Annotated in this window: 14 protein-coding genes; all 14 read right to left on the bottom strand. The window is 39.2% G+C overall.

Annotated elements, in window-relative coordinates:
* Positions 1-45: 45 nt before the first annotated feature.
* Positions 46-813: a YibE/F family protein gene (locus tag IGL15_RS04645; RefSeq protein ID WP_002294975.1), complete on the bottom strand. Its 768-nt coding sequence runs from the start codon at positions 811-813 to the stop codon at positions 46-48.
* The gene (locus IGL15_RS04640) at positions 810-1,841 is read right to left on the bottom strand and encodes a YibE/F family protein (RefSeq protein ID WP_002317876.1); all 1,032 of its coding nucleotides are present in this window, start codon (positions 1,839-1,841) and stop codon (positions 810-812) included. The genes IGL15_RS04645 and IGL15_RS04640 overlap by 4 nt, the downstream gene beginning before the upstream one ends.
* Before the next feature lie 236 nt (positions 1,842-2,077).
* On the bottom strand, positions 2,078-2,755 hold the full coding sequence (gene phoU / locus IGL15_RS04635) for a phosphate signaling complex protein PhoU (RefSeq protein WP_002289490.1): 678 nt from the start codon (positions 2,753-2,755) through the stop codon (positions 2,078-2,080).
* 12 nt (positions 2,756-2,767) lie between these two features.
* Positions 2,768-3,526 carry a phosphate ABC transporter ATP-binding protein PstB gene (pstB, locus tag IGL15_RS04630; protein ID WP_086318944.1) on the bottom strand — a complete coding sequence of 253 codons (759 nt, stop codon included), beginning with the start codon at positions 3,524-3,526 and terminating at the stop codon, positions 2,768-2,770.
* A 15-nt stretch (positions 3,527-3,541) separates the two neighbouring features.
* A complete protein-coding gene (pstB, locus tag IGL15_RS04625; RefSeq protein WP_002289486.1) occupies positions 3,542-4,348 on the bottom strand; it encodes a phosphate ABC transporter ATP-binding protein PstB in 807 nt (268 codons plus the stop codon).
* A 14-nt stretch (positions 4,349-4,362) separates the two neighbouring features.
* Positions 4,363-5,247 (bottom strand): phosphate ABC transporter permease PstA, encoded by an 885-nt coding sequence (gene pstA / locus IGL15_RS04620; protein WP_002296590.1) that lies wholly within the window; start codon positions 5,245-5,247, stop codon positions 4,363-4,365.
* Positions 5,247-6,167 carry a phosphate ABC transporter permease subunit PstC gene (pstC, locus tag IGL15_RS04615; protein ID WP_104765249.1) on the bottom strand — a complete coding sequence of 307 codons (921 nt, stop codon included), beginning with the start codon at positions 6,165-6,167 and terminating at the stop codon, positions 5,247-5,249. The genes pstA and pstC overlap by 1 nt, the downstream gene beginning before the upstream one ends.
* Positions 6,168-6,281: 114 nt before the next feature.
* Positions 6,282-7,139 (bottom strand): phosphate ABC transporter substrate-binding protein PstS, encoded by an 858-nt coding sequence (locus IGL15_RS04610; protein WP_002292763.1) that lies wholly within the window; start codon positions 7,137-7,139, stop codon positions 6,282-6,284.
* A gap of 336 nt (positions 7,140-7,475) precedes the next feature.
* Entirely contained in the window at positions 7,476-8,924 is a 1,449-nt protein-coding gene (cls, locus tag IGL15_RS04605) for a cardiolipin synthase (RefSeq protein ID WP_104765250.1), read from the bottom strand.
* A gap of 151 nt (positions 8,925-9,075) precedes the next feature.
* Entirely contained in the window at positions 9,076-9,960 is an 885-nt protein-coding gene (gene ftsX / locus IGL15_RS04600) for a permease-like cell division protein FtsX (RefSeq protein WP_002294981.1), read from the bottom strand.
* Entirely contained in the window at positions 9,953-10,639 is a 687-nt protein-coding gene (gene ftsE, locus IGL15_RS04595) for a cell division ATP-binding protein FtsE (RefSeq protein ID WP_002292768.1), read from the bottom strand. Before ftsE ends, ftsX begins: the two co-directional genes overlap by 8 nt.
* Positions 10,640-10,743: 104 nt before the next feature.
* A protein-coding gene (gene prfB, locus IGL15_RS04590) for a peptide chain release factor 2 (RefSeq protein ID WP_096948712.1) occupies positions 10,744-11,845 on the bottom strand; the annotation gives its coding sequence in 2 pieces (ribosomal slippage) (positions 10,744-11,772 and positions 11,774-11,845; 1,101 coding nt in all).
* A 125-nt stretch (positions 11,846-11,970) separates the two neighbouring features.
* The gene (gene secA / locus IGL15_RS04585; protein ID WP_002289770.1) at positions 11,971-14,505 is read right to left on the bottom strand and encodes a preprotein translocase subunit SecA; all 2,535 of its coding nucleotides are present in this window, start codon (positions 14,503-14,505) and stop codon (positions 11,971-11,973) included.
* A gap of 222 nt (positions 14,506-14,727) precedes the next feature.
* Positions 14,728-15,279 carry a ribosome hibernation-promoting factor, HPF/YfiA family gene (gene hpf, locus IGL15_RS04580; protein WP_002294985.1) on the bottom strand — a complete coding sequence of 184 codons (552 nt, stop codon included), beginning with the start codon at positions 15,277-15,279 and terminating at the stop codon, positions 14,728-14,730.
* Between the last annotated feature and the right edge of the window lie 97 nt (positions 15,280-15,376).

The raw sequence follows: 15,376 nt of genomic DNA, 5'->3' as shown, positions 1-15,376 counted from the left end.
ATGCACTGATTCAGTAAAAATGTCATAGGACTTAAGTTGTAACTTTTACTCCATCTTGAGTTGTTCTTTCTTTTTTGTAAAGAGATATGCTGTAGTCACGCAGGTTAAAGGAAGAACAAGTAGTGCGGACAATGTGGTAAGAATAGCCATCGTATATTCTAGAACAAATGATTTTTCATTGATCACTTGCTGAAAAGGAATGTCTAAATCAATAAACCAGAGGATCAACGCTAAAGAACTTCCCATGAATGCAAAAAGAAGTGTCATTACTGTTGACGCCAATATTTTTTTAGCAATAGCGAAACTAGAATGGCGCAATTGGTAAAAAGATAATTGCGGATTTGCCTGATATACTTCGAATGTCCCACTAGAAATTGCTACACTCGCATCTAAAACAGCACCACTAAGACTAATCAGAAGCAACGATCTCGTAAGTAATCTAAAATCAATCGCTAAAGTCTTATCTAAGCCAGATAATTCTTCTAGTTCTACCGATGTAAAACCTTGGATCGCTAAAAAATCAGTGATAGGAAGCAATAGTAGGAAACAAAATAAAAAGATCAGTATACTCACAAAAGCTGCACGCATTTTTAGATTATAACCGTTGATAAAAAATAAGATAACCACAGCAATCAATAAAAATCCTATGACCGACAATGCCAGTATCGGCCACTTCTGATGATAACCGAATAACAACAGGAAAAAGATCCCTAAATTGATGAATAAGCCTAAAAGAATATACATACCTTGCGTACCGCCAATAAGTAGCACGCTGATTGCTAAAATCCCAACAAGTATAATAAGTACATTCATCGTTTCAGCCTCCTTACAGTCAGAAAAAAGAGGACCGAGATAGGGATCGATAATACTATTCCTAAGCTGCCAGCAATGACGCGTAAAAATTCCAATGATAAATGCTGTTCTATCGTTTCTTTGAACGACCATTGATTTCCTAAATATAAAAGAAGCGATGGAACTGACCCACTGATATAGACGAACAAAAGGATATTGGTCATCGAGCCAATCACATCTCGACCCACTTGCCTTCCTGAAAGCCATAACTGTTTCGCTGTTATTTCTGGTTGTCGCTTAGTCAATTCTTCTAATGTCGCAATGACTGTGATAACGGTATCGAGTGTTCCTCCAGCTGTTCCAATCAGTACGCTAGAAAGAAAAACAGAACGATACGGTCGTGTCAGATAATTCAGTTCCTCATAGCGCAGTCCTTGGTCTTTCCAATGATTCATTGTCAAAAGACAAATAAAAAATGCTAAAAAAACACTCGTAACTGCAGCTGAAATTTTGATTATACTGCTTCTATTCCATCCATCTAAAGCCAATATGCTAATAATCATCCCTATAACGACGAACAGGATAGATATATTTAATAGAGAAATCCCTTCTGTTTTAGTAAAGATGAGCAACAAAAGTAAAAGTAAAACGATATTGATGATGAGACTTCCTAAAGCAAATAGACCCTGTTTTCCGCCAATAAGCAACATGGCGCCAATGAAGATACTTGTGAAGAAGAAAAGCCAGCCATCATTTTTTTTTGCTACTAGCTGCCATTCATCTCCATGCATTTGGACTAGATACATTTGTCTCGCTTTTATATTTGCTGTTTCTATTTGATTTTTTTGATAAGGAACCGATAAATAAATCGATTCTCCTTTTTGATCCGTGTTCATCAGTCTTCCTGTAATCAATTGATGATCCTCTTTTATTCGTACTTTTTCGATCTCGATGACAGGTACTTCATATAAAGCAGCTTGATGCTGAATAACCCATGAAGTAAGCACACAAATAAAAAATATAGTGATGATGCTAATTTTTTTTTGCATTCTTTATCCTTTCTATGAAATGATTAAAAGGGTTTGTGACATATTTTGTCACAAACCCTTTCCCGAATAAACGGTGTTCAAAAGCTTGCATCTGCGGTAATAAGTCCAGCCAAACGAAAAATAGGAGGAGCTATTTTTGTTTGACTGTTCTTATTACTTGATGTAGAACAGCTTTTTCACAACCGCTGATTTCACAACCTCTTTTCATAAACAAACGGCATAATCACAGCTTCAGTTTAGAAAATCTCATTGTGGTTCGTATTTAACTCAGTGATTTTCCCTGTAGCCAAGTAGACGATCCATTCACAGATGTTTGTCACATAGTCTCCGATCCGTTCTAGATAACTGGCAACATTCAAGTAGTCTGTTCCACTGATGACTGTCTCAGGATTTTCCTGCATATTTTTGATTGTTGCATTATAGATTCGATTGAAATAGTCATTGACTCTTTGATCCATATTGGCGATCGTACGCGCGTCTTTTTCGTCTGTTTTGACATAAGCAACTAGGACGTTGTCCACCATTTTTTTCACATAATCGGACATATCGGAGATCTCTTTTTCGATTTCCGGTATTCTCGTCTGCCCTTTTACGCGAATCGTGGATTTAGCAACAGACACCGCATGATCGGCCATACGTTCTAAATCCGAGCTAGCTTTCATGACCGTAATGATCATACGCAAATCAGTTGTAACTGGCTGTTGCAATGCGATCATTTCAAAACTTTTCTTCTCCAAGCGTGTTTCCATGTTATTGATATTTATATCGTTTTCGATAACTTCTTGGGCTAAGATTTTATCGTGTTTGATGTATGCACGAACTGACTTGTGCACGGCGCTGCTCACCATCATCCCCATTTCGTAGAACTGATTATGGAGATTCAGCAATTCTTCTTCAAATTGTGTACGTAGCATTCCGTTTCCTCCTTATCCAAATCGACCTGAAATATAATCTTCTGTCTCTTGTTTTTCTGGATTCATGAATATCTTCTTCGTTTCATTGTATTCGATCAAGTGACCATCTAAAAAGAATGCCGTCTTATCTGAAATACGTGAAGCTTGAGACATATTATGGGTCACGATGATCATCGTATACCGCTCTCTTAATTCTAACAGCATACTTTCGATTTTCCCAGTAGAAACAGGATCAAGCGCACTTGTTGGTTCATCCAATAAGATGATTTCCGGATTAACTGCCAAAACACGTGCGATACATACACGCTGCTGCTGCCCGCCGGATAAAGATAAAGCACTTTTATGCAATTTGTCTTTCACATCATCCCAAACAGACGCTGCCTTCAGGCTTTCTTCAACTACTTGATCAAGGACTTTTTTATCTTTTTCCCCTTTTAATTTCAATCCATAGATGACATTTTCATAGATAGAAAAAGGAAATGGGTTTGGCTGCTGGAATACCATGCCGATTTCTTTTCTTAGTTCAACAACATCTGTTTTTGGACCATAGATGTCTTTGTCTTTATATAAAACACTTCCGGTGATCGTTACATTCGGAATCAGGTCATTCATCCGGTTCAAAGAACGCAGATAAGTGGATTTTCCGCAACCAGAAGGACCGATCATCGCAGTGATTTCCCCTTGATTGAAACTTAGATCGATCCCTTTTAGTGCTTCTTTCTTTCCATAATACAGATGAAGATCTTTAGATGAAATAATTTCTTTTGTCATGTTGAGGCCTCCGTCTTAACCAAAATGACCGGACACATAATCTTCGGTTGCCTGAATTTTTGGTCTGGTAAATATCTTGTTAGTTTTGTCATATTCCATTACTTTTCCTAGATAGAAAAAGGCAGTATAGTCGCTGATACGAGCTGCTTGTTGCATGTTATGCGTCACGATGATGATCGTATAGTCTTCTTTCAAGTTTACAAGTGTTTCTTCAACCGTTCCTGTCGAAATAGGGTCCAAAGCACTTGCCGGCTCGTCTAGCAGCAAGATATCAGGTTTCATCGCGATCGCACGAGCAATACATAAACGTTGCTGTTGCCCGCCAGATAAAGCCAAGGCACTTTTGTCCAAGCTGTCTTTTACTTGGTCCCACAAGGCAGCTTGTTTCAAGCTTGTTTCAACGATTTCATCTAATTTCTTTTTGTTTTTTTCGCCGTGCTGTTTCAAAGCAAATGTAATATTGTCATAAATCGACTTGCTGAACGGATTAGGACGTTGAAAAACCATGCCAATCCGTTTGCGCATCTCATAAACATCCACTTGAGGCGCATTAATATCTACGCCTTGATACATGATTTTCCCAGTGATTTTCGTATTAGCGATCCCATCATTCATTCGATTCAACGAACGAAGATACGTAGATTTTCCGCAGCCGGAAGGACCAATCAGTGCAGTGATCTTATTTTTTTCAAATTCCAGATCCACTCCTTTGATTGCTTCATTGTCGCCATACCAGACATGTAGATCATCCGTATATAGTGCTACTTCTTTCTCTTTTGGCATGGTGATGACATTTGTTTCATTCCAGTTATATTTTTTCATTTTGCTTCTTCTCCTTAGGCTGAAGTCATTTTTCGGTATAATCGTTTGCCAATCGCACGAGCGCCGAAGTTGAACAGTAAAACAGCAATGATCAACACGGCAGAAGCGCCAGCCGAAACAGAAACACCATCAGGCATCGTGCCTTCTGTATTGATCTTCCAAATATGGACAGCTAATGTTTCAGCTTGACGGAAAATGCTGATCGGGCTTGAAACACTTAATGGATTCCAGTTCGTAAAATCTAACGCAGGTGCACTTTGTCCAGCCGTATAGATCAATGCAGCTGCTTCACCAAAAATTCTTCCAGAACTTAGGATCACACCAGTCAAAATCCCTGGTGTCGCTTCTGGAACCACCACTTTTATCACTGTTTCCCAGCGTGACAAACCTAAGGCCAATCCTGCTTCTCGTTGTGTGTAATGGACCGCTTGTAAAGACTCCTCAACTGTTCTAGTCAAAAGAGGCAAGTTGAATACAGTCAAAGCCAATGCACCAGAAATAATCGAGAAACCATACTGGAATTGAATAACGAAAACCAAGAAACCGAATAAACCGACAACGACAGAAGGCAACGAGCTCAAGATTTCAATCGACGTGCGAATCACATCTGTTAGCCAGTTTTTTCCAGCATATTCTGAAAGATAGATACCCGCACCTAAAGAAATAGGAAAACTGATGATCATCGTGATCAAAAGCAAATAAATCGAGTTAAATAGCTGGATCCCGATTCCACCGCCTTCTTGGTAGGCTTTGGAAGGTTCGGTCAAGAAGGACCATGAAATATGCGGTATTCCCCGAACTAAGATATAAAGTAGTAAAGCTGCTAAAATCAATACGATGATCCCCGAAACTATATATAAAACACCTGTAGCAATTTTATCTGAGCGTTTTGCGTTCATTATTTCAGCTCTCCTTTCTTCCCAATCATACGGATCACGATATTAAAGAATAATGACATCAATAGCAAGATCAGCGCTAATGACCATAACACATTATTTTCAACTGTTCCCATGATTGTATTTCCGATTCCCATTGTTAAGATGGACGTCAATGTAGAAGCAGGAGTAGTAAGTCCTGTTGGCATCAATGCTGCATTACCGATGACCATTTGGATAGCTAAGGCTTCACCAAACGCACGAGCCATACCAAAAACGACTGCTGTTAAAATCCCGGGCACGGCTGCTCGTAGCACGACTTTGTAGATTGTTTGCCATCTTGTGGCACCAAGCGCTAATGAAGCTTCCCGATAGTGCCGTGGCACTGCCTTTAATGCATCAACAGTCATCGTTGTGACAGTCGGCAAGATCATAACGAACAACACAAATGTACCAGCTAAGATACCAAACCCTGTCCCGCCAAAAATACTTCTGACAAAAGGCACGATAACTGATAAACCGATAAAACCATAAACGACAGAAGGAATACCTACAAGCAGCTCGATGACCGGCTGTAAGATCTTCGTTCCGTTTTTAGGAGAGATCTCCGTCATGAATACTGCTGCACCAATGGCAAATGGCGTGGCAACGATAGCAGATAAAAAGGTCACAATAAACGAACCTGTGATCATAGGCAATGCCCCTACCATTGGTTTCCCATTTGCTCCGATTTGGCTTGGATTCCAATCTGTACCAAACAGAAAATCAAATACATTGATCTTATCAGTAAAAAAGGTAGCCAACCCTTTACTAGCTACAAAATAAAAAATAGATAATACAACCAACACGATCAGCGCGATACATAAAAAACTGAGGAATTTTCCACGCTGTTCCATTTTTGAACGTTTTGATTTTGTTAATAATACTTTTTTCACATCTTCCACAGATGACTCCCCCTTAATCAGGTTTAACATACTCACTCAGTGTACAAATTGAACATCAATTTGGTTTTAATAACATGTAAAAGTTTAGCTAAGTTTGTAAATTTTGTGTAAAGATTACTCTTTAACGATATTTCCTTGCCAATCACGTTCGACTTTCATATGAGAAACAGGGATATAACCTAGTTCTCCAACGATGTTATCTTGTACTTCATCAGATAAGATATAGTCTAAAAATTCTTTTGTCAGTTTTTTTGGATGATCTCTTGTGTACATATGCTCATATGCCCAAATCGTCCATTTGTTCGTTGTCACATTTTCATCTGTCGGTTCTACACCGTTAACATTCAACGTATCTACATCATCGGAAACATAAGAAAAAGCAACATAGCTGATTGCACCGGGTGTGTCGGCAACGATCTGGCGCACCATTCCGCTTGAATCTTGTTCTTGTGCCTGAACAGCTGTTTCTCCGTCCAATACCCATTTTTCAAACGTGCTACGGGTTCCGCTTCCTGAAGCGCGGTTCAATATAACTACAGGCTGATCTTTTCCACCGACTTCACTCCAGTTTTTGATCTCGCCTGTAAATAGTTTTTTCAGGTTTTCCATACTGATGTCTTTTACGCCAATATCCTTGTTCACAATAGGAGTGATCCCAACAACTGCTACTCGATGATCGACTAATGCTGAGGCATCGATCCCCGATTTTTCTTCCGCAAACAAATCAGAGTTTCCGATGTCGACTGCTCCTGACTGTACTTGAGACAAACCAGTTCCGCTTCCGCCCCCTTGTACATTGATGAATTTTCCAGGATTTTCTGTCTGGTAAGTTTCAGCAACTGTTTCTACTAAAGGCTGTAAAGCAGAAGAGCCAACAGCCGTAATGGATTCTCCTCGATCAATCCACTTTGAACAGCCTGATAAAAGAATAGCTAATCCTATTATTGGTAAGAATAATTTAAGTTTTTTCATTAGAAATCTCCTTTAATCCTAAAGTATGTTTATTTTATCATTTTTATTACTTGATGAAAACGAATCAAAATCATTAAATAACAAAATAAATTCTCATAATTGTAAAAAAAACTATCTCATTAAAAGTTTCTATGCTATACTGGCTTTGAAATGTGTCTCTTTTAATAGCATATATTAGCTTATTTCTTGCTTTCCCCAAAAAACAAGAGATACCCCAAAGTTAATTTCGCTCATGCGAGACGCTTTCTCCATTTCTGACGTACTCTCAGAAATGGCCCCGTTATAAAAGGACACGAGATCTCCATCTGTTGATGGTTCTCATGTCCTTTTTATGTTTTAAAGGAGCGGCGAAATCAATCTTGCTAATCCTTCTTTCATCTTGATGATTATTCCTCGGTTTTCATACATTTCTTTTGTGAGATGCGTAGAAATTTTCGAGTCTTCAAAAAAAGCTTTTCTTACACGTGAAGCCATTCGTTCATCATAAACCAGTGTATTGACCTCAAAGTCCAAGCGAAATGAACGAACATCGATATTTGCTGAGCCAACTGAAACAATGCCACCATCGATAATCATCGTCTTTGCATGAATAAATCCATTCTCATATGTTTCGATCCTTGCTCCATACTCGATTAGCTCTGCAGCGAAAGAATACGTTGCCCAGTAAACGAGAAGATGATCTGGTTTGTTAGGTATTTGGATATGAACTTTTACGCCTGAAAGAAGAGCCAACTTCAGTGCTTCATGAATCGATCCATCCGGTATGTAATAAGGCGTTTGGATCAATATCTCCCGTTTGGCTAACGAAATCATTTTCAAATAAGTCATTTTGATTTGTTCATGTTCGGTATCTGGTCCGCTTGTCACGATTTGAACAGCTATATCACCAGTAGTGTGAATGGACGGAAAAAATTTGGGAGAATAGCCTACTTCTTTTGTATGCTGAGAATTCCAGTCCATCAAAAAACGGTTTTGCAAGGTATACACCGCTTCTCCGTAAATACGCAAATGATTGTCTCGCCAATAACCAAATTTCTTTACCAATCCTAGATATTCATTTCCAACATTGAACCCACCTGTATATCCGATTTTCCCATCAATAACTACGATTTTACGATGATTGCGATAATTGATCCGAGGATTAATATACGGAACAAATAGAGGAAAGAAAAATGCGACTTCTCCGCCTGCTTTTTTCAAATTCTGAAAAAAGCTGGAAGAAACTTGTGTGGAACCCCATGCATCAAGAAGGACTCTGACTTTTACCCCTCGTCTTGCCGCCTCTGTCAATGCATCTCGAACTTCTTCACCTAATGCATCACTGCGATAAATATAATACTGGAAGTGGATATGGTCTTCTGCCTGCTTGATATCTTCAATCAGCGCATCGAATTTTTCACGACCATCTGTAAATAAAGTGATTTCATTTTTAGTCGTATAGAGCGCACTTTCAAATACCGTGAGCATATAGATCAATTGTTTCACATCTACTTGTCCAGTAGGCGGATGAGGATAAAGCCCTCGCATCAATGCCTGTTTGTCTTCTTCAATTTCCAGGTTCTTACCGATTTTCCCTTGGATCTTCAAATCAAAGATTTTCTCTTTGGAAATCCCTCTTCCTAAAAAAATATATAAAATAAATCCTACAACTGGAATGAACATCAAAACGAGCAGCCATGCCCATGTTTGAGCAGTTTCCTTTCTTTCTCGAAAAACGATGATAAAGGAAAGCAAAATATTCATAATCAAAAGGATCGTAAAAAAATTGTCAACGATAATTTTCACGGCTTCACCTCTTCTTCTACCAACTTAAGAATACCCAAGTTGTTTTTTAAAGTAAAGGGAAAAAAGCCGCTTCCTTCTATTCTCCTAGCCAATAAAAAAAGAAAGCTGGAACGAAACTGTCCAACTTTCTCATTTTATTTATATTGTGGTATTAGAATTTCAAGAAACGTCTCATAGAAATGATCGAGCCAAGTGAACCAATGATCACACCAATGCCGACCATTAAAAGATTGATTTTCCAAACGATATTTTGTGGATGAATCAATGAATAATGGGAACGTAATAATGATGGATTGATCAATTGGAAAAACCATGCATAACCAAATGTGATGATCAAAATCGGAAGAATCGCACCGATCAGACCGATCCAGCCACCTTCAAGGAAAAACGGCCAGCGAATATATCCATTTTTTGCACCGACTAAACGCATGATTTGAATTTCACGCTGTCTAGACAAAATCGTGATCCGAATCGTGTTCGAAATGAGAAACATCGCTACGAACAGCAGCAATGCCGCTGCAACTAATCCCCATGTCCGAACTGCACCAGCGATTTGGAAAATCCGATCTGAGGAAGCTCCACCGTAATCAGAACGAGAAACATTCTTCAAATCTGCTGCTTCTTCTGCTACTTGTTTTGTATAAGAAGGATCAGTAGCACTTACTACATACACATCATATAACGGGTTATTGTCACCTTCAAACAATTTCCAGGAATCACCCATTTCGTTTTGGATTTTTTTCAATTCCTGTTCTTTACTTGAAAATTCAACTTTTTTAACATGATCTAAGTCATTCAATTCTTTTTCTAGCTTTTTCATCTCTTCGTCTTTTGTACCGATATCTACGAATACAGAGACATCAACGTTTCCTTCTATATCCTGAGCTAATTTAGTTGCATTCATGATAACTGCCATGAATACACCGACTAAAGTCAACGTGATCGTTACCGCACTGACTGAAGCAACTGTCATCCAGCCGTTACGTTTCAAACTCTTGATACTTTCTAATAAATGGCGGAAAAAGGTTCTAATCATCGTATCCATATTCCCCTTCCGCTTGATCTCGAATAATGCGGCCGTTTTCGATAGCAATTACTCGGTGCCGAATCGTATTTACGATCGTACTGTTATGTGTAGCCATCACGACAGTAGTTCCTTGGGCATTGATCCGATCTAATAATTTCATGATTTCCCATGAGTTTTCTGGATCCAGATTTCCTGTCGGTTCATCCGCGATAAGTACTTTAGGCGTATTCACGATTGCCCGAGCAATAGAGACACGTTGCTGTTCCCCACCGGATAATTCGCTAGGAAAGACTCGAACTTTGTGTTTCAAACCAACAAGGTCCAGCACTTCCATTACTCGTTTTTTGATATCCCGAGGTTTTCTGCCGATAACTTGCATAGCGTACGCAACATTTTCATATACTGTTTTTCTTGGTAATAATTTATAGTCTTGGAACACCACGCCGATTTCTCTGCGTAGATAAGGAACTTCGCGGTTTTTGATTGCTATTAGATCATGACCTGCGACGTTCAAAGTTCCTTTTGAAGCTTTTTCTTCTCGATACATCAATTTGATGAATGTAGATTTACCGGCTCCAGACGGACCAACCACATAGACAAACTCTCCTTGTTCGATGACAATCGAGAGATTGCGGATAGCGGTCGTACCATTTGAGTACTTCTTCATTACATCCTTCATTTCAATCATGGCGTTCTCTCCATATCTTTTTCAGTCTTTAGCTATTATAGCATGGCAATGTTTCAACATGCTTGCAAAATCTTACAATTTTATTTCAATTTAACAATGGGTTCTTATTGTAGATGCATTTTTAAATAGCCGTCAATAAATAAATCAAGGTCACCGTCCATAACTGCTTGGACATTTCCTGTCTCTACGTTTGTCCGATGGTCTTTTACCATAGAATATGGATGGAAAACATAAGAACGGATCTGTGAACCCCAGCCGATTTCTTTTTGTTCTCCTCGAAGTGCAGCTGCTTCTTGTTCTTTCTTTTCCACTTCTAATTGATAAAGCTTAGCTTTTAACATCCCCATCGCTTGCTCACGGTTTTTCAATTGTGAACGTTGTGCCTGACTAGCTACTACTGTTCCTGTAGGCAAGTGAGTGATCCGTACAGCAGATTCTGTTTTATTGATGTGCTGACCACCTGCACCACTTGCTCGGTACGTATCGATTTTCAAATCATCTGGATTGATTTCTATATCGATCGTTTCATCAAGCTCTGGCATCACATCTACCGAACAAAAAGAAGTATGACGTCGTTTCGCTGAGTCAAAAGGCGAAATCCGTACAAGGCGATGAACACCTTTTTCTGATTTTAGATAACCAAAAGCGTTATGTCCTTTAATCAGCAGGGTCACACTCTTGATCCCTGCTTCATCACCTGCTTGATAATCTAGTGTTTCTACTTGATAGCCATGCTGCTCTGCCCAACGTGTATACATACGTAAAAGCATGCTGCCCCAGTCTTGGGACTCCGTTCCGCCAGCCCCTGGATGCAATTCGACGATCGCATTGTTTCGATCATAAGGTCCGTCTAACAGCATAGATAATTCATACGTCTTCATTTTTTCATCTAATGCATTGATACGTGTTTCTGCTTCTTCTTGCATTGCTGCATCAGGTTCTTCTTGCAGCATCTCCACCATCAATTCGATTTCTTCTAGTTCTTCGGCAAGAGAATGGAATTGGTCATAGGTTTCTTTATTAGCGTTATTTTCGCTGATCACTTTTTGTGCGGCTTCGCTGTCATCCCAAAAACCAGGTTCAGCCATTTTTGCTTCTGCTTCCGCGATGTCTTCTTCCAGCTGATCTAAGTCAAAGAGACCTCCTGAAACTTGTGACCTTTTCCTGCATTTCTGTCAGGAGATTTCGAATTTCGGATATTTCCATGTTTTTTCCTTCTTTCACTATACTTTTTTCATTATATCTAGTCTAACAGAATCAGCAAATAACAGAAAGAAGGTGAGACGAATTCTTAAAAAAAGAATTTGTCTCACCAATCCTGCTGTCAGAAATTAGTTTGCATTTTTTCCATGACAGTTCTTATATTTTTTCCCGCTTCCACAAGGACAAGGATCATTTCTTCCGACCTTGTTCACATGGATTGGCTGTTTTTTCGCGCTAGTATTACTATTTTCTTTGGCATCTCCGTCTTCTGAGTGAGAAGCTGTTCCTTGAGAAACCTGTTCACGCTGTACGTTTTGACGGATCTCAGCTTTCATAAAGATTCGAGTGACTTCATACTCGATGGCGCCTACCATATCTTCAAACATCTTATAGCCTTCTGTTTGATATTCGACTAATGGATTGTTCTGTCCATAAGCACGTAAGCCGATTGACTGACGTAATTGATCCATTGCATCAATATGGTCTGTCCATTTAGAGTCCACAACACGCAAGATCACGACTTTTTCAAATTCCAACAGTTGCTCTGGACCATTTAGTTGAGCCGCTTTGGTATTAAATACTTCTTGTGCTCGTTCGTTTAGATACTCTTTGATCTCCTGAGCTGTTTTTCCTTCGATATCTGCAAGAGTAATGCTATCTTCATGGACAAGAGTACTGCCGGCAAAATCGATGATACTTTCCAAATTCCAATTTTCTTTCTCTAATTGTGTATGCGCATCTACTACACGACTGATTGTCCGTTTGACCATGTTCATTAGTGGCTTGGATAAGCTTTTTTCTTCCATGATTACTTCTTGTCGCTGTTTATAGATTACTTCACGTTGTTCACGCATCACATCATCGTATTGTAAGACGTTTTTACGTGTGTCATAGTTATTTCCTTCTACACGTTTTTGTGCAGATTCTACTTGTTTCGTCAGCATCTTGCTTTGGATAACAGCATCTTCCTCACCGATCTTCATCCGATCTAAGAAAGCTTTGATTCGTTCTGAACCGAATCGTTTCATCAAATCATCTTCCAATGACAAGTAGAACTGTGACATACCTGGGTCTCCTTGACGTCCTGCACGTCCTCGAAGCTGGTTATCGATACGACGAGATTCATGTCGTTCTGTCCCGATAACTGCTAGACCACCAAGTTCTCTTACCCCAAGTCCTAACTTGATATCTGTTCCCCGACCAGCCATGTTGGTAGCAATCGTCACAGCACCTTTTTGACCAGCATTCATGATGATCTCTGCTTCTTTAAAGTGATTTTTCGCATTCAGCACTTCATGAGGAATACGTTCTTGATTCAGCATATCTGATAATAACTCAGATGTTTCAACCGCAACAGTTCCGACTAACACAGGTTGACCTTTGCGGTAGCGATCTTTGATATCTTGCACGACAGCGTGGAACTTGCTTTGTAATGTTGGGTAAAGTAAATCTGGACGATCATCACGGATAACCGGACGATTTGTCGGAATCTGGTATACTTGGATGTTATAAATTTCTCTGAATTCTTCTTCTTCTGTTTTAGCTGTACCAGTCATTCCCGCAAGTTTCTTATACATACGGAAATAGTTCTGGAAAGTGATCGTCGCCATGGTTTTCGTTTCGTCTTCGATCTCTACGCCTTCTTTAGCTTCGATTGCTTGGTGAAGTCCATCTGAATAACGGCGTCCATCCATGATCCGACCAGTGAACTGGTCAACAATCAGTACTTTTCCGTCTTGGACAACATAATCGATATCTAAAAGCATGATATAGTTGGCTCTCAATGCTTGATCCAAGTGATGGGTCAATGCAGTATTTTCAATGTCGTATAAGTTATCCAAGCCGAATGTTTCTTCTGCTTTTTCGATCCCTGCTTCGGTTAAACTGATTGTTTTTGATTGTACATCGATTTTATAATCTTCTTCTTCTTTCAAACGTTTCACGAAGTTGTCTGCTCTTGTATATAAAGCTGTGGATTTTTCTGCTTGCCCTGAAATGATCAGCGGCGTTCTCGCTTCATCAATCAAGATTGAGTCAACTTCATCGACAATGGCATAATTCAGCGGACGTTGTACCATTTGATGGCGGTAAACGACCATATTGTCTCTCAAGTAGTCAAATCCTAATTCATTATTCGTACTATAAGTGATATCACAATTATAAGCCTCGCGTTTTTCATCCGAAGATTTTGAGTTGATATTCAACCCCACTGTTAATCCTAAGAAATTATAAAGTTCGCCCATTTCCGTTGAGTCACGGGTTGCTAAATATTCATTGACGGTAACTACGTGGACCCCTTCGCCAGTCAGAGCATTTAGATATACTGGCATCGTCGCAGTCAAGGTTTTACCTTCACCAGTACGCATTTCAGGGATATTTCCATCGTGAAGCACGATTCCACCCATCAATTGTACGTGGTATGGATATAACCCCAATACACGTTTTGCTGCTTCTCGGACGACTGCAAAAGCTTCCGGAAGTAATTGATCTAATGTTTCTCCTTTTTGGTATCTGCCCTTGAATTCAGCAGTTTTTGCCTGTAATTGTTCATCAGTTAATGCTGCCATTTGGTCAGCGTATGCTTCAACTTTTTTTGCAATGCTATCTAAACGTTTTAGTTCTTTCTTATCGTTTTCGATAAGTGAACGAATCAAATTGGCCATGCGTTGTGTAATCTCCTTTTCCTTCTGTTTATTATCCAGACTATGTAGACTTTACTTTTCATTTTATCATTAGTTATAGATAATTGAAATATCTTAAGCGTATTAAAGTAAGAACTTCATAATTTATTCATATTTCATCTAAAAGAGGAGGGAAACTCAAAAAAACTTGCGGCAGCTGTCAGTAGCTGCTGCAAGTTTTCGTTGTTATTTAAGTAAGGCTGATCAGTCTGTTTCAATCAGTCCGTATTTTCCATCTTTACGGCGGTAAACGATACTTGTACCATTTGTTTCTGCATCTTCAAAAATAAAGAAGTTATGTCCCAGCATGTTCATTTGTAAGACTGCTTCTTCACTATCCATTGGTTTCAATGAAAGGCGTTTCGTACGTACGATATCTAATTCAGAATCATTTTCGTTTTCGTCCTCTTCATTGAATAAAGCAGCAGCATCTGCAGTATTCATGCCCGTTTCACGGGATTTACGATTAATTTTTGTTTTGAATTTGCGGATTTGGCGTTCCAATTTGTCAACAACCAAATCGATACTTGCGTATAAATCTGGAGAAGTTTCTTCGGCACGTAATACAAGATAAGGTAATGGGATCGTTACTTCCACTTTTGCTGTTTTTTCTGTATAAACTTTTAAGTTCACATGCGCCGTTGCATCGGGTGCGTCACTGAAATAGCGTTCTAGTTTGCCTACTTTTTTCTCAACGTAGTCGCGAATCGCTTCAGTTACTTCGATATTTTCGCCGCGTACATTATATCTAAACATAAAAATTACCCCTTTCGTCTACCACAATCAAGAAGGAGAAGGACCACTCTTTCCCTCTTCTTAATTCTATTATATCGAACTCTAGGTTATTTGCAAA

Origin of the sequence: Enterococcus sp. DIV0436a, assembly GCF_051711605.1 — a bacterium.
In the GTDB taxonomy this organism is placed as follows: domain Bacteria; phylum Bacillota; class Bacilli; order Lactobacillales; family Enterococcaceae; genus Enterococcus_B; species Enterococcus_B faecium.
The sequence above is the reverse complement of the archived record's forward strand: the minus strand, read 5'-3'. Positions and strand labels throughout refer to the sequence as shown.

What these genes read in the sequence shown, in the direction of transcription:
- ftsX (WP_002294981.1), bottom strand. Translation starts at nt 9,960, where the DNA reads ATGATTAGAACCTTTTTCCGCCATTTATTAGAAAGTATCAAGAGTTTG.
- IGL15_RS04645 (WP_002294975.1), bottom strand. Translation starts at nt 813, where the DNA reads ATGAATGTACTTATTATACTTGTTGGGATTTTAGCAATCAGCGTGCTA.
- pstB (WP_002289486.1), bottom strand. Translation starts at nt 4,348, where the DNA reads ATGAAAAAATATAACTGGAATGAAACAAATGTCATCACCATGCCAAAA.
- pstB (WP_086318944.1), bottom strand. Translation starts at nt 3,526, where the DNA reads ATGACAAAAGAAATTATTTCATCTAAAGATCTTCATCTGTATTATGGA.
- pstA (WP_002296590.1), bottom strand. Translation starts at nt 5,247, where the DNA reads ATGAACGCAAAACGCTCAGATAAAATTGCTACAGGTGTTTTATATATA.
- secA (WP_002289770.1), bottom strand. Translation starts at nt 14,505, where the DNA reads ATGGCCAATTTGATTCGTTCACTTATCGAAAACGATAAGAAAGAACTA.
- IGL15_RS04640 (WP_002317876.1), bottom strand. Translation starts at nt 1,841, where the DNA reads ATGCAAAAAAAAATTAGCATCATCACTATATTTTTTATTTGTGTGCTT.
- ftsE (WP_002292768.1), bottom strand. Translation starts at nt 10,639, where the DNA reads ATGATTGAAATGAAGGATGTAATGAAGAAGTACTCAAATGGTACGACC.
- phoU (WP_002289490.1), bottom strand. Translation starts at nt 2,755, where the DNA reads ATGCTACGTACACAATTTGAAGAAGAATTGCTGAATCTCCATAATCAG.
- IGL15_RS04610 (WP_002292763.1), bottom strand. Translation starts at nt 7,139, where the DNA reads ATGAAAAAACTTAAATTATTCTTACCAATAATAGGATTAGCTATTCTT.
- hpf (WP_002294985.1), bottom strand. Translation starts at nt 15,279, where the DNA reads ATGTTTAGATATAATGTACGCGGCGAAAATATCGAAGTAACTGAAGCG.